This window comes from Salinicoccus sp. HZC-1 (assembly GCF_046736035.1).
GTDB lineage: Bacteria > Bacillota > Bacilli > Staphylococcales > Salinicoccaceae > Salinicoccus.
This window is the reverse complement of sequence record NZ_CP177130.1, coordinates 428,271-453,679: the sequence shown is the minus strand read 5'-3', so window position 1 is coordinate 453,679 and position 25,409 is coordinate 428,271. Positions and strand designations below refer to the sequence as shown.

23 protein-coding genes are annotated in these 25,409 nt (G+C 45.8%); 5 read left to right on the top strand and 18 right to left on the bottom strand.

The features are described from left to right. Positions 1-158 precede the first annotated feature (158 nt). The 14 genes from ACKRAT_RS02340 to ACKRAT_RS02275 form a co-directional block, all read right to left on the bottom strand. Positions 159-1,340 (bottom strand): DUF4097 family beta strand repeat-containing protein, encoded by a 1,182-nt coding sequence (locus ACKRAT_RS02340; protein ID WP_411843512.1) that lies wholly within the window; start codon positions 1,338-1,340, stop codon positions 159-161. A 1-nt stretch (position 1,341) separates the two neighbouring features. Beyond that, positions 1,342-4,182, bottom strand: coding sequence for an excinuclease ABC subunit UvrA (gene uvrA / locus ACKRAT_RS02335; protein ID WP_411843511.1), 2,841 nt, complete (start codon positions 4,180-4,182; stop codon positions 1,342-1,344). A gap of 7 nt (positions 4,183-4,189) precedes the next feature. Further along, a complete protein-coding gene (uvrB, locus tag ACKRAT_RS02330; RefSeq protein ID WP_411843510.1) occupies positions 4,190-6,169 on the bottom strand; it encodes an excinuclease ABC subunit UvrB in 1,980 nt (659 codons plus the stop codon). An 80-nt stretch (positions 6,170-6,249) separates the two neighbouring features. Continuing rightward, a complete protein-coding gene (locus ACKRAT_RS02325; protein ID WP_411843509.1) occupies positions 6,250-6,486 on the bottom strand; it encodes a CsbA family protein in 237 nt (78 codons plus the stop codon). Positions 6,487-6,491: 5 nt separating this feature from the next. Further along, positions 6,492-7,130 carry a YfbR-like 5'-deoxynucleotidase gene (locus ACKRAT_RS02320; protein ID WP_411843508.1) on the bottom strand — a complete coding sequence of 213 codons (639 nt, stop codon included), beginning with the start codon at positions 7,128-7,130 and terminating at the stop codon, positions 6,492-6,494. After that, positions 7,130-7,717 (bottom strand): TlpA disulfide reductase family protein, encoded by a 588-nt coding sequence (locus tag ACKRAT_RS02315; protein WP_411843507.1) that lies wholly within the window; start codon positions 7,715-7,717, stop codon positions 7,130-7,132. The genes ACKRAT_RS02320 and ACKRAT_RS02315 overlap by 1 nt, the downstream gene beginning before the upstream one ends. Before the next feature lie 124 nt (positions 7,718-7,841). Beyond that, positions 7,842-8,963 carry a LysM peptidoglycan-binding domain-containing protein gene (locus tag ACKRAT_RS02310; RefSeq protein ID WP_411843506.1) on the bottom strand — a complete coding sequence of 374 codons (1,122 nt, stop codon included), beginning with the start codon at positions 8,961-8,963 and terminating at the stop codon, positions 7,842-7,844. A 636-nt stretch (positions 8,964-9,599) separates the two neighbouring features. Next, a complete protein-coding gene (locus ACKRAT_RS02305) occupies positions 9,600-10,031 on the bottom strand; it encodes a c-type cytochrome (RefSeq protein WP_411843505.1) in 432 nt (143 codons plus the stop codon). A gap of 151 nt (positions 10,032-10,182) precedes the next feature. After that, positions 10,183-11,284, bottom strand: a protein-coding gene (prfB, locus tag ACKRAT_RS02300) for a peptide chain release factor 2 (protein WP_411843504.1) whose coding sequence is annotated in 2 segments (ribosomal slippage) — positions 10,183-11,211 and positions 11,213-11,284 — 1,101 coding nt in all. Because the reading frame shifts where the segments join, the coding sequence is not laid out codon by codon here. Positions 11,285-11,302: 18 nt separating this feature from the next. Then, positions 11,303-13,825, bottom strand: a complete 2,523-nt coding sequence (gene secA, locus ACKRAT_RS02295) for a preprotein translocase subunit SecA (RefSeq protein WP_411843503.1) — start codon at positions 13,823-13,825, stop codon at positions 11,303-11,305. Positions 13,826-13,995: 170 nt separating this feature from the next. Continuing rightward, complete coding sequence (gene hpf / locus ACKRAT_RS02290) at positions 13,996-14,559, bottom strand: ribosome hibernation-promoting factor, HPF/YfiA family (RefSeq protein WP_411843502.1); 564 nt, start codon at positions 14,557-14,559, stop codon at positions 13,996-13,998. 56 nt (positions 14,560-14,615) lie between these two features. Continuing rightward, positions 14,616-15,290, bottom strand: a complete 675-nt coding sequence (locus ACKRAT_RS02285; RefSeq protein WP_411843501.1) for a phosphoribosyltransferase family protein — start codon at positions 15,288-15,290, stop codon at positions 14,616-14,618. Next, positions 15,287-16,537 carry a DEAD/DEAH box helicase family protein gene (locus ACKRAT_RS02280; RefSeq protein ID WP_411843500.1) on the bottom strand — a complete coding sequence of 417 codons (1,251 nt, stop codon included), beginning with the start codon at positions 16,535-16,537 and terminating at the stop codon, positions 15,287-15,289. The genes ACKRAT_RS02285 and ACKRAT_RS02280 overlap by 4 nt, the downstream gene beginning before the upstream one ends. Before the next feature lie 81 nt (positions 16,538-16,618). Then, a complete protein-coding gene (locus ACKRAT_RS02275; RefSeq protein ID WP_411843499.1) occupies positions 16,619-17,491 on the bottom strand; it encodes a DegV family protein in 873 nt (290 codons plus the stop codon). A gap of 108 nt (positions 17,492-17,599) precedes the next feature. On the opposite strand from ACKRAT_RS02275, the gene ACKRAT_RS02270 reads away from it, so the two are divergent. Further along, positions 17,600-18,229, top strand: a complete 630-nt coding sequence (locus tag ACKRAT_RS02270; protein ID WP_411843498.1) for a YigZ family protein — start codon at positions 17,600-17,602, stop codon at positions 18,227-18,229. A 2-nt stretch (positions 18,230-18,231) separates the two neighbouring features. On the opposite strand, the gene ACKRAT_RS02265 is transcribed toward ACKRAT_RS02270, so the two are convergent. Next, complete coding sequence (locus ACKRAT_RS02265) at positions 18,232-19,284, bottom strand: glycosyltransferase family 4 protein (RefSeq protein WP_411843497.1); 1,053 nt, start codon at positions 19,282-19,284, stop codon at positions 18,232-18,234. Positions 19,285-19,427: 143 nt separating this feature from the next. Here ACKRAT_RS02265 and ACKRAT_RS02260 point away from each other — a divergent pair, with 143 nt between their 5' ends. Together ACKRAT_RS02260 and gdpS are read left to right on the top strand one after the other, a co-directional pair. Next, the gene (locus ACKRAT_RS02260) at positions 19,428-20,420 is read left to right on the top strand and encodes an LCP family protein (RefSeq protein ID WP_411843496.1); all 993 of its coding nucleotides are present in this window, start codon (positions 19,428-19,430) and stop codon (positions 20,418-20,420) included. A gap of 23 nt (positions 20,421-20,443) precedes the next feature. After that, the gene (gdpS, locus tag ACKRAT_RS02255; RefSeq protein WP_411843495.1) at positions 20,444-21,496 is read left to right on the top strand and encodes a GGDEF domain-containing protein GdpS; all 1,053 of its coding nucleotides are present in this window, start codon (positions 20,444-20,446) and stop codon (positions 21,494-21,496) included. 33 nt (positions 21,497-21,529) lie between these two features. Here gdpS and ytxJ read toward each other — a convergent pair whose 3' ends face one another. Continuing rightward, positions 21,530-21,850, bottom strand: a complete 321-nt coding sequence (gene ytxJ / locus ACKRAT_RS02250; RefSeq protein ID WP_411843494.1) for a bacillithiol system redox-active protein YtxJ — start codon at positions 21,848-21,850, stop codon at positions 21,530-21,532. 110 nt (positions 21,851-21,960) lie between these two features. Between ytxJ and ACKRAT_RS02245 the strand changes: the two genes are divergently transcribed. After that, positions 21,961-22,209 (top strand): hypothetical protein, encoded by a 249-nt coding sequence (locus tag ACKRAT_RS02245; RefSeq protein WP_411843493.1) that lies wholly within the window; start codon positions 21,961-21,963, stop codon positions 22,207-22,209. A 7-nt stretch (positions 22,210-22,216) separates the two neighbouring features. Here the strand turns inward: ACKRAT_RS02245 and ACKRAT_RS02240 are convergent, their stop codons facing one another. Next, positions 22,217-23,119, bottom strand: a complete 903-nt coding sequence (locus ACKRAT_RS02240; protein ID WP_411843492.1) for an EMYY motif lipoprotein — start codon at positions 23,117-23,119, stop codon at positions 22,217-22,219. A gap of 184 nt (positions 23,120-23,303) precedes the next feature. Between ACKRAT_RS02240 and murB the strand changes: the two genes are divergently transcribed. Further along, positions 23,304-24,242 (top strand): UDP-N-acetylmuramate dehydrogenase, encoded by a 939-nt coding sequence (gene murB, locus ACKRAT_RS02235; protein ID WP_411843491.1) that lies wholly within the window; start codon positions 23,304-23,306, stop codon positions 24,240-24,242. A gap of 58 nt (positions 24,243-24,300) precedes the next feature. On the opposite strand, the gene ACKRAT_RS02230 is transcribed toward murB, so the two are convergent. Further along, positions 24,301-25,374, bottom strand: a complete 1,074-nt coding sequence (locus tag ACKRAT_RS02230) for a siderophore ABC transporter substrate-binding protein (protein ID WP_411843490.1) — start codon at positions 25,372-25,374, stop codon at positions 24,301-24,303. Between the last annotated feature and the right edge of the window lie 35 nt (positions 25,375-25,409).

Sequence of the window (25,409 nt, the reverse complement as noted above, 5' to 3'; positions counted from 1 at the left end):
TTTTACTATAAAGAAACACATGTTTATTTTCAATCATTCCGGACTCATTGAAATGAGAATTTAAACTATATGTCGGACCTATGACAAAAGTCGTTTTTATTAACGGCAAAAGCCCGGCCAGCTGTCGGGCCGGCCGGGCCAATCAATTGGTTTTCGGATTAATGGCGGTGCAGCGTGACACTGCCGAATTTCGTACCGACTTCCAGAATCAGTCCTTTTTCATCTGTATCATTTACAAGCATCAGCTCTTTGAGCCCGATGTCCTGCTGCTTCATGAATCTCACATTGATATCCGGCGGATAGTTCAGCTGCCCGACGACGGTGCTGATCCTGCCTTCCAGTGCGCGGCCCTGCGGCACACTGATGTTGATGCTGCCCATGTTCGAATTGATGGAAGCAGATTCCGTTTCACCTTTTAATGAGAGGTTTACAGAACCATTGGAAGATACCGTCAGATCTTTGGCATTGAGCCTATCCGTATTTGTTGTACCGACCATTGAAATGAGTTCAAGTGAATCATATCCGCCGCCGCCTACATTGATATTGCCTCTTGAAGTTCTGGCGAACGCACTGTTGCCTGAAACGTTTTCGAGCGTGATATTACCGTTAAGGATATCCACGGTCAGGTCGCTGAATTCTTCATTTTCAATGGTTACATTACCATTTGAACTGGACACAATGAGTCTGTTGACCATGGCAGGGTTGACCTGCAGCTCGACATTTACACGTGCTGAGCGGATATCGGAAACAATCATCAACTCTTCATTTTTCACTTCACAGATAATATCTTTGAAATAGTTCCGCTTCTTATCGATTTTACGGTAGAAGGATGTCACTTCGAACTTTGCCGTCGTTACTCTGTCTGTCGGTACAATGACAACGTTGCCGTTGGTGATGTCCACAGAGATGTTCGAGAAGTCTTCGTCGATCGTTTCAATCAGGCGGTTTTTGGAACCCGTTGTGAACATGGAGTCCATATTGGAATTTTTAACGCTGTCAAATGCTTTTTCAAATGAACTGAACACCTGCGATGCATATTTCTGGTTTTCCAATTTGCTTTTTACATCATTATATTTCGCATTCGCCTTTTCAGGATTGACATACTTTTGGAATTCTCCGATGAACTGGTCGAGCACATCGCTTGCGCCTGAAAAACTGCCGGATGATTTCCCGCTGTCCTGGCTGTGGTGCTGACTGCGGTCATCCGCCGTCTGCCGGCTTCCCGTGTCTGCTGTATTTGTATTCTCCTTGGATTCCATTGCGTCCATGAGTCTGATTGCTTCTTCAGAAGTGATTTTGCCTTCTTCGAGCATTTTTAAAATGCGGTCTTTATTATCCATTTCAATCCTCCTGATGGTTTCGTTTCAACCATTTATTTAGGTGATCTCCCGTGTAGCTCTGAGGCTCTGCGATAACATCCTGTACCGTGCCGCTTACAACAATTTCGCCGCCGCCGTCTCCGCCCTCAGGTCCGAGGTCGATAATATGATCTGCCACTTTGATCACATCGAGATTGTGTTCAATGACGATGACTGTATCGCCGTTATCCACGAGCCGCTGGATGACATCGATGAGTTTGCGTATATCTTCCGAATGAAGACCTGTCGTCGGTTCATCGAGTATATAAAGCGATTTGCCATCTGAGCGCCTGTGCAGTTCTGATGCAAGCTTGACACGCTGGGCTTCACCACCGGAAAGTGTTGTTGCAGGCTGACCGAGTTTTACATATCCAAGACCAACATCCAGCAATGTTTTAATCTTGCGCTTAATCTTAGGCAGATTTTCGAAGAAATAGTATGCTTCCTCGACAGTCATGCCCAAAACCTCCGCAATACTTTTATCTTTGTATTTCACTTCCAGTGTCTCTCTATTATAACGCTTTCCGTCGCATACTTCACATGGTACGAATACATCCGGGAGAAAATGCATTTCAATCTTTATGATGCCGTCTCCCCTACAGGCTTCACAGCGTCCGCCTTTGACATTAAAACTGAACCGGCCTTTTTGGTATCCACGGACTTTCGCTTCGTTCGTCTGTGCAAATACATCACGGATGTTATCAAACACACCGGTGTATGTTGCCGCGTTACTTCTTGGCGTTCTGCCGATCGGAGACTGGTCGATATCAATTATTTTCTCGATATTTTCCGCACCTTTAATCTCTTTATGCTTCCCGGGAATCTGTTTGGATTTATAAAGTTTTGTATGGAGGCCTTTATACAGGATGTCATTCACCAGAGTACTTTTTCCCGATCCGGATACACCGGTCACAAGGTTCAGTACTGATAACGGCACTTTGACATTCACATTTTTAAGGTTATTCTCTTTCGCGCCGCGTATTTCCAGAGCGTGCGACATGTCCGGCGTCCTGTACGTTTCCGGAAGCGGGATTTCCCTTTTGCCGCTTAAATACTGGCCTGTAATGGAATTCGGATCTTCCATGACTTCTTCAGGTGTGCCCTGGGCGATGATCTGTCCGCCGTGTTCTCCGGCGCCGGGACCGATATCGATAAGGTAGTCGCTGGCAAGCATGGTATCTTCATCGTGTTCCACGACGATCAGCGTGTTGCCGATATCCCGCATGCTTTTCAATGTGCCGATCAGGCGGTCATTGTCTCTCTGGTGGAGGCCGATGGACGGTTCATCCAATATATAGAGAACCCCGGAGAGCTGTGAACCGATCTGCGTTGCCAGACGGATTCTCTGCGCCTCACCGCCGGAGAGTGTCCCGCTTCTGCGGTTCAATGTCAGATAATCGAGACCGACGTTGAACAGGAATGAAAGCCGCTCGTTGATCTCTTTTAGAATCGGTGCTGCAATCTGGCTGTTCTGTTCGGATAAAGTGAGCGTCTTAAAGAAACCGAGCGCTTCTTTTACGGACTGGTCCACCACTTCGCCTACATGCTTACTGTCCACTTTGACCGCTCTGGCCTCCTCGTTCAGACGGTAGCCGTCACATGTCTTACAGGAAATTTCCCGCATATATTTGCTCATTACATCTCTTGTATATTCAGAAGGGCTCTCTTTATATCTGCGTTCGATATTGTTGATCACTCCTTCATACGGCATCGTCCTGCGCCGCGTGACCCCATTCTCCTGTTTGAAGACATAGTCCACTGTTTCCCCTTTTGAACCGTGAAGCACGAGTTTTCTATCCGCCGCGGGCAGGTCTTCAAAAGGTACATCCATCGGAATCTTAAAATGTTCACATGTCTGACGGAGCAGTGTCGGATAATAATTGGAACTGATCGGCTGCCACGGCTGTATTGCGCCTTCTTCCAGCGTCAGGCCGGGTTCGGTTACAACCAGTCTGTCATCCACCGCCATCTTCATACCGAGCCCGTCACAATCCGGACACGCGCCGTATGGGGCGTTGAATGAAAACAGTCTCGGTTCCATCTCGGAAATCGTGAATCCGCATTCCGGACAGGAAAAATTCTCAGAGAAGTGCATATCTTCGCCGTCTATCACATTGACGACAACATTGCCGTCCCCTTTCACCAGTGTGGTCTGAAGGGAGTCGCTGAGACGTGCTTCGACCCCTTCACGCACTGCGAGACGGTCGATAACAACATCGATGTCGTGTTTTTTATTCTTATTCAGTCCCGATACAGATTCAATATCATACATTTCCCCATCAACAATGACACGTGCATAGCCTTCCTTGCCCAGTGACTCGAGCAATTTTTCATGCATGCCCTTTTTGCCCCGGATGACCGGTGCAAAAAGCTGAACTTTTGTCCGCTCTGGCAGTGTCATTACACGGTCGACCATTTCCTGGACGGTCTGCGAGGTGATTTCCACCCCGTGAATCGGGCAATACGGTGTGCCTGCCCTTGCATAAAGCAGACGCAGGTAATCATATATTTCAGTAATGGTGGAAACTGTGGAGCGTGGGTTGTTGCTCGTTGTCTTCTGGTCTATGGAAATCGCCGGCGACAGCCCTTCGATCACATCCACATCCGGTTTCTCCATATTGCCGAGAAACTGCCTGGCGTATGCGCTGAGTGATTCTACATAACGGCGCTGTCCTTCTGCATAAATAGTATCGAAGGCAAGTGAGGATTTACCGGACCCGGACAGACCCGTCATCACAACGAGTTTGTCTCTCGGTATATCGACGTTGACATCTTTTAAATTGTGCTGTCTTGCACCTCTAATGCTGATATGTGTATTTCTCACGATTCAATCACCCTTCTGCTTTCAGTTCGAATAATGCATCCCTTAGCTCCGATGCCGCTTCGAAATCGAGATCTTTTGCCGCTTGTTTCATATCTTTTTCCAGCTGCTCGATCACTTTTTCCCGTTCCTTCTTCGTCATCTTCTTCGTTTTTTTCTTCGAATCTTCTTTATACGCGTCCTCTTTAATCTCAACTTTTGCGCTGATTACATCCCGGATTTCCTTATTAATCGTCGTCGGTGTAATGCCGTGTTCTTCGTTGAATGCTATCTGCGTATCGCGTCGCCGCTGCGTTTCATCCAGGGCGTACTGCATAGAATCAGTAATTTTATCAGCGTACATGATTACCCGGCCTTCGCTGTTACGCGCCGCACGGCCGATTGTCTGCACGAGGGCACGGCTGGAGCGCAGGAAGCCTTCTTTGTCTGCATCAAGTATTGTAACGAGGGATACTTCGGGAATGTCGAGACCTTCCCTGAGCAGGTTGATTCCGACAAGCACATCAAATGTTCCCACCCTCAGATCACGGATGATTTCGATCCGTTCCAGCGTCTTTATCTCCGAGTGCAGGTATTGGACCTTAACCCCCGCCTCTTTCAGGTAATCCGTTAAATCTTCAGACATCCTCTTTGTCAGTGTAGTGATCAGGACACGTTCATTCCGTTCGCTGCGCGCAACGATTTCCTCCAGCAGATCATCAATCTGGTGTTCGGATGGCCTGATCTCGATGACCGGATCCAGCAGTCCCGTCGGTCGGATGATCTGCTCGACCATCTTCTCGGTGTGTTCCATCTCATACGGCCCAGGTGTGGCGGATACATAGAGCAGCTGATTCGCCTTCGATTCGAACTCCTCGAATTTGAGCGGCCGGTTATCCAGCGCACTCGGCAGTCTGAAACCATGGTCCACCAGTACTTTTTTCCGTGCCTGGTCACCATTATACATCCCTCTGATCTGTGGCACTGACACATGGGATTCATCGATCATGATGAGAAAATCATCATCGAAATAGTCGATCAGTGTATAAGGGGTCGACCCCATCGGTCTTAATGTCAGGTGGACGGAATAGTTCTCGATTCCAGAACAGAAGCCCATCTCCCGCATCATTTCAAGATCATAGTTCGTACGCTGTTCCAGACGCTGTGCTTCCAGCAGTTTATTCTCATCACGCAGTTTTCCAAGCTGTTCCTCCAGTTCTTTCTCGATGCGTTCAATCGCCACTTTCATCTTCTCGTCACGCGTTACGAAGTGGGAGGCCGGGAAAATTGCAAAGTGTTCCCGTTCAACCAGCACTTCACCTGTTAAGTAGTTTATTTCCCTGATGCGGTCAATTTCATCACCGAAAAATTCTATTCTGACACACTGTTCATCTTCGGATGCCGGAAAAACTTCGACAATATCGCCGCGGACTCTGAACGTCCCGCGCTTGAAGTCAATGTCGTTGCGTGTATATTGAACATCGACAAGCTTGCGCAGCAGCTCGTTCCGGTCCATCTGCATACCGACACGGGCACTCACGACCATATCGTTGTATTCTTCCGGATTACCGAGACCGTAGATGCAGCTGACGGAGGAGATGATAATGACATCATCCCGCTCAAAGAGTGCACTCGTTGCAGAGTGTCTCAATTTGTCAATTTCCTCATTGATCTGTGCGTCTTTTTCGATAAATGTATCTGTTTGCGGTACATAGGCTTCCGGCTGGTAGTAATCATAATAACTTACAAAGTACTCTACCCTGTTGTTCGGAAAGAATTCCTTGAATTCGCTGTATAATTGTCCGGCCAGCGTCTTGTTGTGGGCGATGATCAGAGTTGGTTTTCCAACGTTTTTGATCACCTGGCTCATCGTATATGTTTTACCGGTACCTGTCGCACCAAGCAAAGTCTGGTGCCGGTTGCCGGAATTGATTTGTTCGGTTATTTCTTCAATCGCCTTCGGCTGATCCCCTGCGGGTTCGAATTTAGAGACGAGTTCAAATTGTGCCATATTCTCTTCCCCCATTTTTTTCTGTCCCTCTTATTTTACCAAAATAAAAATAGAAATAACAAACATCTGTTCGGTTATTTCTACTCATCATCAACTTTATCCAGACTATATAATTCTACAAGCATATATCCAAGGACAATCGACAGCGCATCGATAAATATCACCCATTCCGAGTGATAGAACCCCCGGTATATAGACACACCGAAAAGCAGGAATGTAAGTATGACGGCAACATACTTATTGCGTGTCATGCGGGTGAAAAATACTACGGTTACAGCCGGTACGACCATAGCCATCATATACCAGTAAAGCTCCACAGGGTCTAAATCTCCTTATTCATTATAGATTCTGTAATTTCCATCAGTTCCGTCTTTGGTATAAACCGTTCTTTCAGCATGTCCGAGAGTATATTCTGAAGAAAATCCTGGACACATGCCAGATGTGAAAATTTCTTTATCGTCACAAGGGACATTTCATATATTTCAAAGAATAAAGGTTCCGGGTTCCGCTTCTGAATCTCTCCGAAAGATTCATACAGCAGATCTATTTTATCTGCAACAGAAAGAATCTGTCCCTCCAGACTTTCATCTTTCCCTTCCTTCAGACGGCGTTTATAAATTTCCTGATACTGCTCGGGAAACTCCTCTTCGATGAAGCGCGACGTCATCGTTTCCTCCACTTCCATAAACAGCATATTAAGTTCTCCGGAAGCATATTTGACAGGAGTCTTGATATCCCCCGTGAATATTTCAGGATAATCATGGTTCAACGCCTTTTCATATAAGTCTTTCCAGTTCACCTCATTGCCGTGGTACTCTTCAACCGTCCCCAGGTATTGGGCGATTTTCGTCACTTTAAACGAATGCGCAGCAACATTATGCTCCTGGTATTTAAACTTGCCCGGACAGCGTATCAGCTTCTCCAGATCATTCAGACTCTTAAAATACTGATGTACTCCCATTAGGAATCCTCCTTCACATAATTAACGTAACTGTCTATCAAGCCGACGCCGACCTCCCCGATATAAGCACGGACAATCATGCCCTCGCTGTCAACAAAAAATGTCGTCGGCATCAGATGGATTTTATATGATTCAATTGCTTCCGGTTCATTTTCAAACTCGAATACCGGATATGTAACTTCGAGTTCTCCGAGGAACTTATCGCGGTTCTCCGGACTGTCATCGATATTGACTCCAACAACATCCAAGGCTTCACCACTATGTTCCTCATGATATTCAATCAGCTCAGGAGTTTCACGCCTGCATGGATCACACCATGAAGCAAAAAAGTTAACAACGGTAACTTCGTTTGAAGCAATGATATCTTCAAATGCCTCCGCGTCATTTATTACCCCTGAAAATTCCTTATTCAAAATATTTTTACCCACTGCATGATGGTTATCTCTGCCTTCTGAACTTTTAAGCGTCTCCAGTGACTGCTGCTCCAGCCGGTCGTCCGACACATTCAGCACCGCACCGATTCCCGCACCGACCAGAATGAAAAACACAGCGAGTACGACGATAATAATGATATTTTTCGGTTTCATTCACAACATACCTTACTCTATTATTTCAACCATTTTAACACATGCAGCAAAAGTATACAGTCTTTCACACACAAAAAGACATCCTGCACAATGTGCAGAATGTCTTAATTTCGTTATATGGATATTAGTAAGTGTAATAGCCGTCCACTGAGCCACTTACATAGCTTACTGAACGCTGGCCAACACCCTCGGATGGGTTAAGCGCATCAATCATCTGGCCGTTGCCGATGTAGATTCCAACGTGGGATCCACCGTTGAAGAATACAAGGTCACCCGCCTGCGGGTTTGAAGTTGGTGTGCCTGCCGCTTTTTGAGCTGCAGCTGTTCTTGGAATCGTTTTGCCTTTATATGCTTTCATGAACTGCTGAGAAAGTGCGGAGCAGTCTACTGCTGATGCAGAGTTTCCACCGTAAACATAGGATTTGCCTGCTGCAACTGACTGAGCTACAGCTACAGCGTTACCGCCGCTTACTGATGAAGTCTGTTGTGGCGCTGCCGCCTGAGCTTCCTCGCGCTCCTGTTCTGCTGCTGCCTGCTCTGCTTCACGCTGCTCAACTCTTTCCTGTTCTGCCGCACGCTGTGCCGCTGCTTCTTCTGCTGCGCGCTGTTCAGCTGCCTGCTGTTCTGCAGCACGTTGCTCAGCTGCTTGTTGTTCCGCAGCACGTTGTTCTGCAGCAGCCTGTTCGTCTGCACTGTTGTCTTCTTCAACAACTGCCGGTGCTTCTTCTACTTCAGCCGCTTGAACTGTGCTTGATTCCTGAGTTTCTTCCTCAGCCTGCGGTGCTTCTTCTACTGCAGGAGCTTCCTCTACTGCAGGTGCTTCTTCTACTGCAGATGCAGATGGAGCTGCCGCTTCAGAGACGATAAGAGTTTTACCTGCAAAGATCAAATCTGAAGAAAGGTTGTTCCATTCCATGATCTGGTTATGGCTTACGCCGAATTTCTGGCCAATTTCAAAGAGAGTGTCGCCTGGTTCAATTACGTATGTACCATCGTTCTCTTGTTCAGCCTCTTCTGCAGGAGCTTCTTCTGTTTCTCCGTCCACTTCAATAACATCGCCCGGGAAGATAAGGTCGTTTGAAAGACCGTTCACTTCTTTAAGGTTGGAAACAGTAGTGCCGCTTTCGTTGGCAAGACCCCATAGAGTGTCACCCTGTTCCACCGTATAATCCGCTGCTGAGATATTATGTGAAGCTACACCTGTTAGTGCTGTAACCGTTGCAACTGACAATAACGTTTTCTTCATAGTAAATAAATCCTCCTAGTTTTCCTTGACCCAAAATCAACTCTGGTCTCTATCTATATGTCCCTTAATTGGGTGAATTTTAAATTGATATTTTATTAGTAAATGTCTTAAAAGGGAAGCCCCTTTCGACCACGACCAAAACTATAGCACACATCAAACATGATTTGTGTGTTTGTAACCCACTTGTAATCTAAACGAAATGACTGAAATACGCTGTAACAGAGCGCTCGTTTTTTGAAGATGTTCAAATGACTGGTATGGAGGGGATCATGGGTTTTACGTGCGGTTTTTCACGGGCTTCTTTACAAAAAAGATTACAGAGGATTTTTGAGGAATCGGGGTGGATATCGGACAAATCCATGCAGGATGCTGTTCAATTGAGCCCCGACGACCGTTAAGAGGAGAGTGTTTCATTATTGAATGAAAATCAATGCTGGCAGCGCAGCTTCATATCAGAATGATCGTCTGTATTCTTTTAATCTGAAATAAAGCAGACAGGAACGCAGCCGGCTGTCTTGCCGCTGCATTAAACGATGATCAGTTATCATAAACTCACGCCGCCCTTCACCATACGTTACAAACTTCCAAAAAAAAAGACGCAAAATCCTGGCCAGGATTTTGCGTCCACTTTATCGTCTATTCTCCTGTCTGCGAAGCCAACCATGTAACAAGTGCATCCAGCTCTTCTTCATCAGTTACAAGACCGCCCGGCATTCCATCGCCGCCTTCTTCGATCTGAGTGCGGATTTCTTCTTCGGAATGCTCACTGCCCACACTAGTCAACGCAGGACCGGAAGCCCCCGAAAGGTCTTCACCATGACAGCTGGCACATGTATTTTTCTGATACGCTTCTTTTGCAAGCTCAGTATCTCCTGTATTCGCACTGTCCGAACCTTCCTCAGTGCTCTCCTCCGTGCTTTCCTCGGAAGATTCTTCTTCAGTCGCTGCACCTTCATCTGACGGCTCTTCCGATCCGCCGCCGGAATCTCCGCCGCCGGAATCTCCGCCGCCGCAGGCACCGAGTACCAGTACTGCTGCGAAAGTCATAAGTAACCATAATTTCTTCATAAATAAGCCCCCCAACTTAAATATTCTACGATACACATATCACATACCCCCCAATATACCCTGATTAAACAATTGTTGGATATTTGTCACAAATCAATAAAGGACGATTCCCGCCTGACGCGGAAATCGTCCTTTAACAATAATATTCATTTTACATGTTCAATCTGAGGTAGGCATCGATGAACGGCGACAGTCCGCCGTCCATGACTTTCTCCGTATTACCGACCTCATAATTCGTTCTGTGGTCTTTGACCATTGAATACGGGTGGAATACATATGAACGGATCTGGCTGCCCCAGCCGATTTCTTTCTGTTCGCCTTTTATCGCTGCAATTTCCGCCTTTTGATCTTCCAGCTCTTTTTGATAAAGCTTGGATTTGAGCATATGCATCGCCTGCTCACGGTTCTTTATCTGTGAACGTTCGTTTTGGCAGGTCACCACGATGCCGGTTGGATGGTGTGTAATTCTTACAGCGGAATCCGTCGTGTTGACGTGCTGGCCGCCGGCGCCGCTTGCCCGGTATGTGTCGACTGAAATATCATCGGTCTTGATATCGATCTCAATCTCACTGTTATCAAACTGCGGTGTGACTTCGCATGAGACGAATGAAGTATGGCGGCGGCCCGATGAGTCAAACGGCGAAATACGGACGAGACGGTGCACGCCTTTCTCCGCTTTCAGCATGCCGTATGCATTTACGCCTCTGATGGAAAGCGTCACACTTTTCACACCCGCCTCATCCCCGGATTGATAATCGAGTGTTGCCACTTTCCATCCCTGGCTCTCTGCATACCTCTGATACATACGGAGCAGCATCTCCGCCCAATCCTGGGATTCCGTTCCGCCTGCTCCCGGATGGAGCTCCAATAACGCACTGAGTTCGTCGTGTTCGTCATCGAGAAGAATATTGAGTTCGAACGCATTGATTTTCTTCCGGGTTTCTCTGACGTTCTCCTCGATCATTTCCCTCATGTCTTCATCGTTCTCTTCTTTTAACAGTTCATGGGAGAGTTCAATGTCCTCCACCGCCGATTCGATTTCACGGAAACCCTCTACAATTTTCTTTATATGATTGTTGCTGTCGATGACTTTTTGAGCTTCTTCCTGGTCATTCCAGAAATCCGGGTCTGCCATACGCTCTTCATATTCTTTGATCTGTGTCTCTTTTTCCTCTAAGTCAAAGAGACCCCCTGAAGTCATCTAATTTACCGTGCATATCAGCAACGAAATTTTTTATTTCATGCAATTCCATATATTTTCCTTCTTTCTGCTATTTACCGTGGCAATTTTTATATTTCTTGCCTGAACCGCAAGGACACGGGTCATTGCGGCCCACTCTGATTTCTTTTCTAACCGGGCCTTTTTTAGCCTTTTCCTTGCCGTCGCCCGTGTGCATTTCATTTTTTTCGATAACCTGTTCACGCTTGATTTCCTCGTCGGATTTCAGTTCAGTCTTAAGCACGTATTTCGCCGTGTCATCTTCGATTGAAACAAGCATGTCCTCAAACATCTGGAGTCCTTCATTCTGATATTCACGCAGCGGGTTGATCTGGCCATATGAACGGAGATGGATCCCTGTTCTCAGCTGGTCCATGCTGTCGATGTGCTCCACCCATTTCTGGTCGATTGTACGGAGCATCATCATGCGCTCGAACAATCTCATCTTCTCGGATGTGAGTTTTTCTTCTTTACGTTCTAATTCCGCATTCACTTTTTCAAGAATCAGCGCAACGATCTCATCGGTTTCCTTGCCGCGTACGTCCGAGACTTCGATGGATTCCTCCGCCAGATAAGTGTCTTCTATCGTTTTGATAAACTGTTCGTAATCAATCAGTTCCTCATCATCGAGAATATAGTAATTGACCGTCCGGTCCACTGACGCTTCGATCATGCCCATCAGCTGGTCCCTTACGTCTTCCTTGTCAATGATTTCATTACGTTCCTTATAAATGATTTCACGCTGGCGTCTTAGCACATCGTCATATTCCAGCAGTTTTTTACGCGCATCGAAGTTGTTGCCCTCCACACGTTTCTGAGAAGATTCAACCGCTCTTGAAATCATTTTGGATGTGATTTCCTCTTCCTCCATGCCGAGCCGGCCCATCATGCTCTGCATGCGTTCCGAACCGAAACGTCTCATGAGGTCATCTTCGAGGGACAGGTAGAATGTACTTACACCCACATCCCCCTGACGTCCGGCACGGCCGCGGAGCTGATCATCGATACGTCTGGATTCATGCCGCTCCGTACCGATGACAGCAAGTCCGCCGGCTTCGGTGACACCTTCGCCAAGTTTAATGTCCGTACCGCGCCCGGCCATGTTTGTCGCAATCGTTACGGCGCCTTTTTTACCGGCACTCGTGATGATATCCGCTTCGCGTTCGTGGTTTTTGGCATTCAGTACGTTATGCCGGATGCCTTTTTTGCTGAGCAGATCTGCGATGTACTCACTCGTTTCAACCGCCACGGTTCCGATCAGAACCGGCTGGCCGTTGCGGTGCCTTTCCACCACTTCATCAACGACGTGTTTGAACTTAACGTCTTTCGTCGAATAGATCTTATCCGTTTTATCTTCTCTGGCGATCGGCATGTTTGTCGGGATTTGTACAACTTTCATATTATATATGTTGAGGAATTCCTCTTCCTCGGTTTTGGCTGTACCCGTCATGCCCGAGAGTTTGTTGTATTGCCTGAAGAAGTTCTGGAAGGTGATGGATGCCATCGTACGGGATTCATTTTGAATCTCAACGCCCTCTTTGGCTTCGATTGCCTGGTGCAGTCCATCCGAGAAACGGCGCCCTTTCATCTTACGGCCCGTGAACTGGTCGACAATGACAATTTTCTCCTCTTCGACGACGTAGTCTGTATCACGCTGCATTGAGAAATGCGCCTTTAGCGCCTGGTTGATATGGTGTAGCAGGTTCACGTGTTTCACATCATACAGATTATCCACTTTGAACCATTTCTCCGCCTTTTCCATCCCTTCATCGTTAAGCTGGATGTTCTTCGTTTTTATATCATAGGTGAAGTCTTCATCTTCCTTGAGCATCTTCACGAACTGGTTCGCCTGGATATACTGGGTGTTCGTCTGATTCGCCTTCCCGGAAATGATCAGCGGTGTACGCGCTTCGTCAATCAGGATGGAGTCGACTTCGTCAATGATGGTATAGTTAAGTCCTCTGAGTACACGGTCCTTTTTGTATGTCACCATGTTATCGCGGAGATAATCGAACCCGATCTCATTGTTTGTCGTATACGTAATATCCGCCTCAAACGCTTCGCGCTTTTCCTCACTGTTCTTAACGTTGAGGTTTAATCCGACCGTCAGTTTCAGGAAGTTATACAGTACGGACATTTCTTCCATCTGGGTTGCAGAAAGGTATTCGTTGACTGTGATGACATGTACACCCTTGCCTGTCAATGCATTCAGATATACCGGCATCGTTGCAGTAAGTGTCTTACCTTCACCTGTTTTCATCTCGGAAATATCGCCTTTATGAAGTGATGCACCGCCCATTATCTGAACAGGATAAGGTTCAAGACCGAGGGTTCTTTTAGAAGCCTCGCGAACGACAGCAAACGCTTCAGGCAGAATCTGATCCAGTATTTTCTCCTGCTGTCCGGCATCTTCCACATCGGCGAGCTTCTCTTTAAATTCATCCGTCTTGTTCTGAAGCGCCGCATCATCAAGACCAGCCATTGTTTCTCTATAGCCCTCGACCTTATCAGCAATCTTTCGGAGGGAGCGCAGCTCCCGCTTATTACCGTCAAAGACTTTGTCCAAAATACCCATGGATTTCTCTCCCTCATTATATCTATCACTATGAATTCATCTCATTATATTACCATTAAATGACCCAAAATAAAATATGTATGCATTGCGGGGCGCCCATAAGTAATCCCCGGCTGCTGACAGCCGGGGATTACACCCCATTTTTAACTGGGAATTTAAAACGTTGAAATTTAATTCGTTTCGATGAGCCCGTACTTGCCGTCATTGCGTTTATATACAATGCTTGTACCTTCTGTTTCCCTGTCATTGAAGACAAAGAAATCATGGCCGAGCATGTTCATCTGCAATACTGCTTCTTCAGAATCCATCGGTTTCAGCTGGAACTTTTTAGAGCGTACGATTGCGATATCATCATCATCGCCGTTGTTTCCATTCTCTCTCATTTCCGCATTTTCCGCGGCTGCAAGGAAGTCCTGTTCCGGGTTCTTCTCCCTGAACTTACGGTTGATCTTCGTCTTGTGCTTTCTGATCTGTCTTTCCAGCTTGTCTACATTCAAGTCGACAGCCGCATAAAGGTCATCGTGCTTCTCTTCCGCCCTCAGTGTAAGATTCTTCATCGGGATCGTAATCTCGACCTTAGCCTGCTTGTTGTTGTACGTCTTGATGTTGACATGTGCATGATTGTTCGGAGCATTTGTAAAGTAACGTTCCAGCTTGCTGACTTTTTCCTCGATGTGGTTCCTGATTGCATCAGTTACCTCAATGTTCTCTCCACGAATTTCACATCTGATCATAGTGAAACCCCCTCCTTCAATGCGTTATATTTCCTACTTATATTATATCAGAGTATTCAGGCTTTTGAAAACGTTAACACATCCATTGTGCCAGGGTTTTTAGTGTATAACTTCTCAATCGCCTGATGTACCGTGATACCAGTAGTATAAATGTCATCCACGACCAATATCCGCTTCCCTTCCAGCAATGCACTATCGAAATCCGCTTTGAAATCAAACGGGTTAACAGTCTGCAGCCGTGCCGCTTTACCCATTTCCGACTGGCGTCCGGCTTTATTCGTCACCAGTATATCCTGATATGGAATCTTTGCACTCTGCAGCACCATGGAAGTTTGATTATATCCCCGTTCTTCCAGCCGCGCGGCTGATATCGGAATCGGTATGGTCATATCATATTCCCCGAAGTTGCATTTTAGAAACATCGCAATGACTTCCCTCAGCGCCGCATCTTTTGTGAATTTATATCTGTGAAACAGCATTTTCACTTCTTCGCTGTAATCCATCATGCACATGATCTTTCCGGGGCGTCTGTATTTTTCAGAGAGGAATAAACAATCCGGGCACTCTTCTTCCGCCTTCTTGAGCAGACGGTGGCAGAATCCGCAGCGATGCCCGGCCCGCCATCGGTCCAGCTTCTTCCGGCACCCGCCGCAAAGCGGTGCTTCGGGGCGGAATATCGTAATAATATCACTTTCTCCTTTAATCGGCGCATGACAGTAAAGGCATATCATATTGTTGTTTTCCCGGCATTGAAACTTTTGATGATTTTAACCGTCTGCCTGATATGCCCCGTATTGTGACCGGCGATGAACCAGATATTACCCGTGGGATCATCCGTTTTCCGCCCGACCCTGCCGCATATCTGCACCAGGCTGTCGGCGCTGAACATCTCTGCGTTGACGACAATCACATCGAGTCCGCTGAAAGTCACCCCTCTTTCCAGAATTGTTGTGGTCAGCAGCGCTTTTGTTTTCCCGTTGCGCATCCTGTCCACTTTTACGTAGCGTTCCGGATCCCCGCTGTAGACTGAATCCGAATCCGGAAATTTTTCCTTTATAAGCGGGTACAGTCTGTTCATCAGGCTGATTTCCGGCAGAAACACAAGTACCCGCCGATTTCCATCGGTAATGTTCCGGATCAGCATCTCCAGCTTTCCGGGCAGCCGCTTTCTGCTGATATCTTTTGATACACTCTGCCACACCACTTTCGGTATGGCCAGGTCATGCCCGTGGTATCTGCGCGTCAGGCTCACCACATTCTCCCGGCCGACGAAATCAATCATTTTCCGGTTCGGTGTTGCGGTCATGAGAACGATGGTGGAATGTTTAGAGGCCGCCCGGGTGATGGCATCCATCAGCTGATCGTCGGCCGGAAGCGGAAAGGCATCCGTCTCATCCACAATGACCAGATCGAAATGATCGATATAATTGTATAGCTGATGGACGGTACAGACGGTGAACCGGTGGCCCGATTCAATTTTCACCCCCGAGTATAAAAGATCGATGCCGGCATTTTTAAATGCGCCGCTCAGGCGCAGATATACTTCTTTGACCACATCGATCCTCGGGGAGACGAATGCAACGTTCAGCCCCCGCTGCCGCGCAAGTGAGATTGCTTCAAAAGTAATCTCCGTTTTTCCTGCGCCGGTCACAGCGTACAGCAGCAGATTCTGTTTTGAATCCAGCGCCTCAACAATTCTGTCCGATGCAGATTTTTGCGCCGGGCTCAACTCGAATCCCAGGCTATAATCGCAAGGTTCGGATTCGGGCGTCGTATTAATGACCCTGAGCGGCGTGACACTGTCGGACCGGCCGATATTCACACACTTTAGGCAATAGACTATATATTCACCATGTATTTCGGAGTAATATTTGTAAAAGTAACGCTTTGTTTTATTACTGCAGCGGTGGCAGATATATTTATCAGGATCCACGCCCTGCGGTTTATAGATTTCTGCTGCCAGATGTTTGATGATCATTTTTATCTCCTTTTATAATAAAAAGACGCAGCCCGAATAAGCTGCGTCTTAAATATTGAATTGGGTTATATCTCTGTTTCGTTATACTTCCGTATCCACTTCGAATGTCGTATATCCGAGTCCGAGCGCACCCTCACCAAGATGCGTTCCGATAACGGGACCGAAATAGCTCAGCCTGAATATTATATCAGGATATTGTTCCTGCAACGTTTCCCGCCACTTTTCCGCTTCTTCTTCAGCATTTGAATGGATGACAACAGCGGTAACCGGTTTGCCTCTATGGCGTTCCATCTCCGTTGCAAAAATCTCTTCTACTCTCTTCATCGCTTTTTTCTTCGTGCGGATTTTCTCGTACGGCACAATTGTGGCATCCTGGAATTCAAGTATCGGCTTTACTTTCAGGAGGCTGCCGATCATTGCCTGGGCATTTGACAGACGCCCGCCCTTTTGAAGATTTGTCAAAGTGTCCACGATAAGATATGCATTCGTGTTTTTTTTGCGTTTCATCTCTTCCAGAGCATCAAGCAGATCATCAATCGCCATATCCTCTTTGCGCTGGGCAGCATACAGTGCCATAAAACCCTGTACATAGCAGGCGACTTCCGTATCTACGGCATGGACTTCTATCCCCTGAACACTCTGTCCTGCTGCAATCGCATTTTGGTAAGTACCGCTGATCTGACTCGACAGGTGAACACTGATGACATCGGTATACCCTTCTCTTCTCAAAGTTTCCAGCAGTAATATATAATCCCCGATAGATGGCTGGCTTGTTCCCGGGAGTTCTTCCATCTCCCGCATTTTGTCATAAAACTCACCGGGTGATATTTCTTCGTCTTCTTTATAAGAACTGTCATCAATAATTACACTGAGAGGAATTGTGCGGATATCATATTTATCCTTCAATGCCCCGGGCAGATAGGATGTTGAATCCACTACGACTGCAATCTTCATATTGGTTCCTCCAATTCTTCATTCACACTTAAAAAATATTCTACTACACACTGCCGGTTTCCGTCCATGTTCAACCATGTGTTAAAATACTCCTGAGAGGTGAATTTAATGGAACAGGAGTATATGAACAGACTCGACACGAAGACGGAAACAACAATTAATAAATCGCGATTCATTGCGTATATTCGCCGTACATCGACAGATGAAGCAGCAAAAGCGTTTATCAGCGAAATAAAAAAGAAGCATAAGGACGCAAATCATAACTGCAGCGCCTATATCATCGGTGAAAGCGCACTGATCCAAAAAGCGGATGATGACGGTGAGCCGTCGGGAACCGCGGGCGTGCCGATCCTGGAAGTATTAAAACGGGAAGGCATGTATGATACGACAGTTGTAGTCACCCGCTATTTCGGCGGCATCAAACTCGGCGGCGGCGGATTGATACGCGCATATTCAGGGGCGGCCAGCGATGCCGTCAAAGCGGCGGGTAAAGTGGTGAAAACCCCGGTTATTCCGATTAAAATAACGATGGACTATACGAACACCAGCCGTTTTGAACATTTCATCAGTGAAACTGATATCAAAATTAAAGATACGCAGTACACGGATAAAGTTTCATACCTTATCCATGTGAAAGAAGCGGATAAAGAGACCTTTATGAAAAGACTCCTCGAAATAACAAAAAACACTCACGAACTGGAAGAACTTGATGTCATCCAGGCCGAAAGTGCTGTTTAAGTTTACGAGAATATTTTGTGTACGAACCTGCGTGCAAAATTGAGCACCGGTTTTTTGTTGGACCCTGCCAGATCGATTGCTTCAACAATGATGATTGTTGTAAAAATCAGCAGCAGAGTAATGATGACTGCCCCGGGAATCGTGGATAGATACAATATGATGCTGCCCCCTGCATAAAGCATAGCAATGAAGTAGATCAATATTACACTTTCCATATGTGTGTAGCCAAGATTCCTCAGCCTGTGGTGGATATGACTTCTGTCCGCTTTGACGAGCGATACTTTGCTGCGGTACCGCCGGAGTGCAGCGAAGACCATATCGATAAACGGCACTGCCAAAATGATGATTGGGAAAAACAATGAGATTAGAGTTATATTTTTGAATCCCATCAACGATACAACACTCAGTACAAAACCGAGCAGCATCGCCCCATTGTCCCCCAAAAATATTTTCGCAGGATAAAAATTGTACACTAAGAAGCCGAGGCACGAGCCAATCAAAATGACACAAATCATCATGACGAATAGGTTACCCTGGATTATAGTAATGAAGCTGATGCTGGAAAGTGCAATTACTGCAACACCCGTTGCCAGCCCGTCCAGACCATCGATGATATTCATCGCGTTAATGATTGCTATCATCCAGATGAGTGTAATCGGTATTGTCATGACTCCGAAGTCAATCGACACTCCAAATGGTGTGATATAATCAATCACGATTCCATAGTAGATCGGCACGCTGCTCGCAAGTATCTGCCCGATGAGTTTCAACGACGGTCTCAGGTCATATTTGTCATCAATAATACCGACTATGACGATTATAATCCCACCGATGATGATGGGTTTATATTCCGCCTCTATCGGCCGCGAAATCATGATTCCAATCACTAAGGAAATCAGGATTACCACACCACCGAGGTACGGTATCGGTTTCGCATGAACTTTTCTGAAATTCGGGTAGTCGACAAATCCAAATTTGCGGCTTCCCCATATAAATACCGGTATCAATATCAATGAAATTAAAAAGGATACCGTGAGTAGAAATAAAGTATACATATCATCACCATCTCGAAGATTTCCAATTTACTATATCATATTCACGTTTAAATATGGAATGTATATTCTGTTTTGCGCAATAATAATTTTCAAGTTGTCGGTTTCGTTGTATAATTATATCAATATGAAAAAGGAGCTTCATAATGAAAAGAACAGAGAATAAAAAAGGCATGCACCCGGTATTAAAAATACTGCTTGTGCTGTTAATTGTTTCAGTTATTATTATCGCAGGTGTTTTTGCATACGTATATTTCCAGCTGAAAGGCGCAGTAGGCGATATGAACAACCCGGGTCAGGACAATCAGACAGGGGAAAAGATAGAATTGGAGGACACTGCTTCGAACCTTAGGGACAGTGAAATCGACCTCGGTAACGGCGATCCGGTTTCTGTAGTACTTTTCGGTACAGATTCCGATTCCGAGAGAGACGCCAAGGGCATGGGCCAGCGCTCAGATACAATCATGGTCGTTACATTGAATCCGGCCAATGAAGAGGGGCGCATCGTAAGTATCCCGAGGGATACCAGGACTGAAATCGTCGGCCGGGACACTACGGAGAAAATCAACCATGCCTATGCATACGGCGGTCCCGTTATGGCAAAAGACACGGTGGAAAACTTCCTGGATACTCCGATCGATTATTATGTATCGGTAAATATGGACGGACTTGAGACTATCGTCGACGCGGTCGGCGGCATCACTGTCACAAGTGAGGATACGTTTGACCAATCCGGCTATTCATTCGTTGCCGGGCAGACTTATGAAATGGACGGTGAGCAGGCGCTGGCCTTCTCCAGAAGCAGAAAATCAGCCGGCGCCGGCGGTGACTCCGGCAGACAGATGAGACAGCAGCAGGTCGTCCAGGCGATTTCAGAGGAAATGCTGAGCCTGCAGACGATTACCAATTTCAATGAGATTCTGGGTGTTTTAAGGAAGAACGTCAGCACGAACATTCCGCTTGGTGAACTCAATGCAATTCGTTCCAACTATCAGGAGCCTGCACAGAACATCGAACGTCTGACACTGGAAGGTGTCGACGACCGCGGTTCAGATGGTCTCTGGTACTTCTATCCAAACGATGAGTCATACAGCAATGTCAGAAATGAACTGCGCCAGAACCTGGAACTCGACGAATAATACAAGTTTAGGAGGGATAGTATATGCTGATTGATTTTGTTCTGAATATATCGCTGACAATAAGCGGCATATACTTATTCCACCGTCTGCAATATGCCGAAGACCGGCGTCTGATCGATTCCGGCATGTTTCAGGCACTTCTTATGACGACCCTGGCGGTGCTGCTGCTCATGGTGCCCATTCATGTATCCGGAATCACTTTCAGTCTGTACTTCATCCCGCTGCTCATACTGGTGAAGTACAGCGTTCCTTATTATATGCTCGGCTCCATGGTCGTCGTTTACCTGTTCCATTACCTGATTTTCGATTACAGCTGGCAGATCTATATCATATTCGCTGTGCTGTATATCTTTGTTATGGCCATCCTGCCATTCCTGAAGTTCGAAAAACTGAAAACACTCACAGCCGCGTGCATCATCTTTTCAATTTTATACGTTTTCGGAATCAATCTTTTCGTCAATGACCTGAATCTGTGGCAGATGTTCGTATTCGTTGCCACAAGTACAACCGTCATGTTCTTTGCAATGATGATGTATGAAGATATCAATATGATCCTGAAATTATTGAAACGCTACGAGGAAGATGAGTATAGGGACTTCCTGACGCAGCTCGGCAATATCAAATCATTCGATGAAGAGGTCAATATACTCATTAATGAAAGCGACACACTCAGCCTGCTGCTCATTGATATCGATAACTTCAAAGTCGTCAATGATGAACACAGTTACGAATCAGGTGATGCACTCATCAAGCAGATGGCGAACCTGCTCGATAACCACGTGCCGAACGGCGGCTCTTTATTCCGTAACAGCGGTGAAGAATTCGCTATGGTCATTCCAAACCTGTCCTTCGATAAAACTGTCCGTCTGGGCGAAGCGATCAGAAACAGCGTGGAGCGTGCGAACTTCCACATCAATGATCAGGAAACCATCCGGCTTACCGTTTCAATCGGGGTCGGATACAAAGGCGAGGCGGACGTTACAAAAGGAAGAGTGATTACCAATGCTGACGACATGCTGCATGCCGCTAAAAAACAAGGACAGAACAGAGTCATGTTCATTCCTTTTCTAAAATAACCAAAAAAGCCAATCCCGAGGGATTGGCTTTTTTTAATCTTCAACAGAAGATAAACTTTTCAAAGTAATCTTCTGGTGTGATTCATTCCATTTTGGTTCCCCAGCTTCAAAATAAAAAGCCTGTGGAGATTCGTGTTTTATATCAAAGGTTTCGCTGATATAGTCAGACAGCTTTCTATGATCCTGGACGACCAGGTAGTAACCGTCCATATCTCTTTCATAATGAAACTTCTGAAACTCCTCGAATGCAGCTGCTGATATTGGGCATGTACTGCTATGCTTCATAAAGAAGAAGGTCTTCTTTTCTGCCAATAGCTTTTGAAAAGATTCAATCGTTGTCGTTTTTGTTAACATTTCATCACCTTCTCATTAAACTTTAATTAATTTATCATTTATCACAGAAATAAGCAAATTTACTTATCCCATATGATATAATGTGATGGATTGGAGGTATGTTTAAACTTATGAATAATAAATCACTTAAGAGATGGACTTTCCTTGATACAATAAATGCTTCACTGCTCATCATCGTCGTTCTATTCATGCTTGATTTTGAGAATAACGCGACAGTATCCTGGATTTTACTGGCAGTTTTCGCCTTTTGGATTGTGACAGTCATATTTAGAAATGTTTTCATTTCCAAAGTTTTAAAAGACCCGGATCATCCGATGCACCAGCAGCAGACTGGAGATAAAAATAACAGCAAAGACTGAGGGTGGACTATTCGAGTTCACTCTCAATTTCATTTATACGGTCAAAATATTTTTCATCCAGTTTCTCGTATGTTTCTTTCATGGGTATGATGTTCTGCAGCTGCAGCCCCTGCAGCTTCTCATTGTAGGTCATGGCATTTTTACGTTCCTGATAGTACTTTTCAAATTCGTAATACATTTCCAAAGAAAGACTGCGTACGCGAATCGCACTTTCGGTCTCAAGATTCATCTGGTTGAGCGATTGTATGTGCTCATCGATGAGCGGTGCCATGACATTATCGATGTGCTTTTGTTTCTCATCAATCGATTCGTCGCCCTGGAGCAATTTGGATTCCGATTCCAGCGACTCACTGTTTTTGTTAATCTGGTCGATCAGGCGGTCGATTTCATCCGTCTCCATGTCACTTGTCGCGCTTTCAATGACCTTGTCCCTTTCCCCCTGATTTTCCATAAATGATTGGCTCAGTCCGATCAGCTCCTCATTGGAACGGACTGACATCAGATAAGTTTGGACGTAGTCATCCAGTTGCTGCGCAAAATCCTGCTTAAGCTCAATACTCTCTTTAAATGAATCATGCGGTTCTACTAATTCTTCGTTATTCACTTCGATGCCTTTAATTTTTTCTGCCATTTGATCCGCAAGCGGCAGAATATCCTGTTCCAGTTTCTCGCTGATTGCTTCCAGGCGCTCTGTATCCACATCAGCATTTCTCGAAGACAGCTCCTCGGGCAGATATTCATAATCCAGCGCGCTGGCCTGGGAGGTGAATTCATCATTCAGTTTATGGATTTCTTCCATGTCAGACATATACTGTTTCATGTCTTCTTCCATTTTGTTTGAACATCCGGCCAGAATAATCAGACTGAAAAATAAAAGCAGTCCCAATTGATTTTTTATGTTATGATGCAAAAGGTGTCACACCCTTATTGTAGTATCGTTATGCTGTTATGTTACACTGTCTGGCAGTGACTAAACAAAATATAGCACACATCACATTGGTCTACAATGTGCTCAAAATATTAACTCGTTTCCAAAAATGCTCCATTTCTATTATAATATACATAGTCAATCTCACTTGAAAGGAATTACTACGGTGAATACTACGCAAATAGAAACAGATCTGAAGTCAATCCTTCAAGATCCTGACATTAAAATATATGAACCATTAAAAAATTACACTTACACAGAAACAGGCGGTCCGGCTGATTTTTATGTGACAGTCCGCAATGTGGAGGATGCATGCCGGGTGCTCAGCTACAGTGAGGAAAATCATATCCCCGTAACATTTTTGGGAAATGGCTCCAACATCATCATCCGTGACGGCGGTATCAGGGGTATTGTACTTAACCTGCTCAAGCTGAATCATCTGGAAGAGGAAGACGGAATCATTACAGTAGGCAGCGGAAAGGCAATCATTGATGTATCCAGATTCGCCTATGATTTGTCCCTGACCGGTGTGGAATTCGCCTGCGGCATCCCTGGAAGCGTCGGAGGTGCTGTCTACATGAATGCCGGAGCTTACGGCGGGGAAGTGAAAGACTGCCTTCTGGAAGTTACAGCAATCGATAAATCAGGCAATATCATTAGACTTAAAAATGAAGAACTCGGTCTTGGCTACCGCAAAAGCATTGTCCAGGAAAATGATTATGTCGTAGTGGAAGCAAAATTTGCTTTGAAACCCGGTGTTCCTTCTGAGATCAAAGCGATCATGGACGACCTGACTTACCGCAGAGAATCAAAGCAGCCGTTGGAATTCCCGTCCTGCGGCAGTGTGTTCCAGCGCCCGCCGGGAAATTTCGCAGGGAAACTGATCCAGGAAGCCGGCCTTCAGGGATACCGCATCGGCGGTGTTGAAGTATCCAAGAAACATGCCGGTTTTATGGTGAACGTTGATAATGGTACTGCCAGTGACTATGAAGCTTTGATAGACCATGTCCAGTCCACGGTATTAAAAGAATTCGGTGTACAGCTGAATCGTGAAGTCCGTATCATCGGCGACCATGTATATAAACGCGTCGACAAATATAAGTGACTTTTAATCAAGTTTAAGAAAAAAACCCATCAGTTCTGATGGGTTTTTCGTATATATATTATTTAACTTCTTCCATACCTGCTTCAATTTCTTCCAGCTGTGCCATACCCGTTAAGTAACCGCCGGAATTGAGATACCAGGATTGCGGGTTAAGTTCGATGATATTTTCATTCTCAATAGCATCTACACCTGCAGTAACATCGTTGATTACTACATCAACAGGCGTTGCATCACCGTCGGAAACTGCTGCGCCTCTGTCCATGACCAGCATAATACCCGGGTTGGTCTGAGCGATAAACTCAAAACTTACCTGGTTGCCGTGGTTGTCTGTAGTTCCGCTCTCTTCCTGCTCCCCGGCAGATGTAAATCCAAGGTCTTCGTAAAGGAAACCATAACGGCCGCCTTCACCGTGGAAGGAAAGGTCTCCCCCATTCGTCTGAATGAACAGCATGCTTTTATCCGTTTCTGTCACAGTATTGTTCACTTCTTCAACTTTTGTTTCCATGTCTGCCACCAGTTCCGCCGCTTTATCCTGAACATCATACATCTCACCAAGGAACGTCGTCATTTCCATGATATCCTGGAAGTAATTGTTGTTGTCAGCAGCGACAAAAACAATTTGAGCATCCGGCGCGGCTGCTTTCATTTCGTCCACTACCTGCGTATTTGACTGGCGGCCGTGAATCATGATCACTTCCGGCTGTAATTCAGCAAGTGTTTCAAATTCATCAGGCTTCAATCCGCCAAGGTTGGCATATTCATCCGACTCAAATTCTTTAAGTGATTCTGAGAGTGAAGCATTGCCTTCGCCTTTTGGCAGGCCGATGATATTCTCTTCAATTCCCAATGCTAAAAACGTAGATGCCACGCCTAAGTCGTAAATGGCAACCTTATCGGAGTTTTTAGGAAGTTCAATCGTTTCATTTACTTTTGTTGTATCGCCTTCTTCACCACGTGCAGGGCCAATTTCAAAATTATTCTCGAATGTTACAGTCTCAGAAGATTCTTCTGTTCCTGTACCCGCTTCGTCTGTTTCAGCACTTTCTTCTGTTGTTCCTTCACCATTGCCGCATGCTGCAAGTACAAGCATGACAGCCATGGCAAGCATTAAGTAAAATTTCTTAAAATCCATCTAATTTACCTCTCCCGTTAAGTATAATTTTAGCC

What these genes read in the sequence shown, in the direction of transcription:
- ACKRAT_RS02340 (WP_411843512.1), bottom strand. Translation starts at nt 1,340, where the DNA reads ATGGATAATAAAGACCGCATTTTAAAAATGCTCGAAGAAGGCAAAATC.
- ACKRAT_RS02320 (WP_411843508.1), bottom strand. Translation starts at nt 7,130, where the DNA reads ATGGGAGTACATCAGTATTTTAAGAGTCTGAATGATCTGGAGAAGCTG.
- hpf (WP_411843502.1), bottom strand. Translation starts at nt 14,559, where the DNA reads ATGATCAGATGTGAAATTCGTGGAGAGAACATTGAGGTAACTGATGCA.
- ACKRAT_RS02305 (WP_411843505.1), bottom strand. Translation starts at nt 10,031, where the DNA reads ATGAAGAAATTATGGTTACTTATGACTTTCGCAGCAGTACTGGTACTC.
- ACKRAT_RS02260 (WP_411843496.1), top strand. Translation starts at nt 19,428, where the DNA reads ATGAAAAGAACAGAGAATAAAAAAGGCATGCACCCGGTATTAAAAATA.
- ACKRAT_RS02275 (WP_411843499.1), bottom strand. Translation starts at nt 17,491, where the DNA reads ATGAAGATTGCAGTCGTAGTGGATTCAACATCCTATCTGCCCGGGGCA.
- secA (WP_411843503.1), bottom strand. Translation starts at nt 13,825, where the DNA reads ATGGGTATTTTGGACAAAGTCTTTGACGGTAATAAGCGGGAGCTGCGC.
- ACKRAT_RS02285 (WP_411843501.1), bottom strand. Translation starts at nt 15,290, where the DNA reads ATGATATGCCTTTACTGTCATGCGCCGATTAAAGGAGAAAGTGATATT.
- ACKRAT_RS02310 (WP_411843506.1), bottom strand. Translation starts at nt 8,963, where the DNA reads ATGAAGAAAACGTTATTGTCAGTTGCAACGGTTACAGCACTAACAGGT.
- gdpS (WP_411843495.1), top strand. Translation starts at nt 20,444, where the DNA reads ATGCTGATTGATTTTGTTCTGAATATATCGCTGACAATAAGCGGCATA.
- ytxJ (WP_411843494.1), bottom strand. Translation starts at nt 21,850, where the DNA reads ATGTTAACAAAAACGACAACGATTGAATCTTTTCAAAAGCTATTGGCA.
- ACKRAT_RS02270 (WP_411843498.1), top strand. Translation starts at nt 17,600, where the DNA reads ATGGAACAGGAGTATATGAACAGACTCGACACGAAGACGGAAACAACA.
- ACKRAT_RS02280 (WP_411843500.1), bottom strand. Translation starts at nt 16,537, where the DNA reads ATGATCATCAAACATCTGGCAGCAGAAATCTATAAACCGCAGGGCGTG.
- ACKRAT_RS02265 (WP_411843497.1), bottom strand. Translation starts at nt 19,284, where the DNA reads ATGTATACTTTATTTCTACTCACGGTATCCTTTTTAATTTCATTGATA.
- ACKRAT_RS02315 (WP_411843507.1), bottom strand. Translation starts at nt 7,717, where the DNA reads ATGAAACCGAAAAATATCATTATTATCGTCGTACTCGCTGTGTTTTTC.
- ACKRAT_RS02230 (WP_411843490.1), bottom strand. Translation starts at nt 25,374, where the DNA reads ATGGATTTTAAGAAATTTTACTTAATGCTTGCCATGGCTGTCATGCTT.
- uvrB (WP_411843510.1), bottom strand. Translation starts at nt 6,169, where the DNA reads ATGGCACAATTTGAACTCGTCTCTAAATTCGAACCCGCAGGGGATCAG.
- ACKRAT_RS02245 (WP_411843493.1), top strand. Translation starts at nt 21,961, where the DNA reads ATGAATAATAAATCACTTAAGAGATGGACTTTCCTTGATACAATAAAT.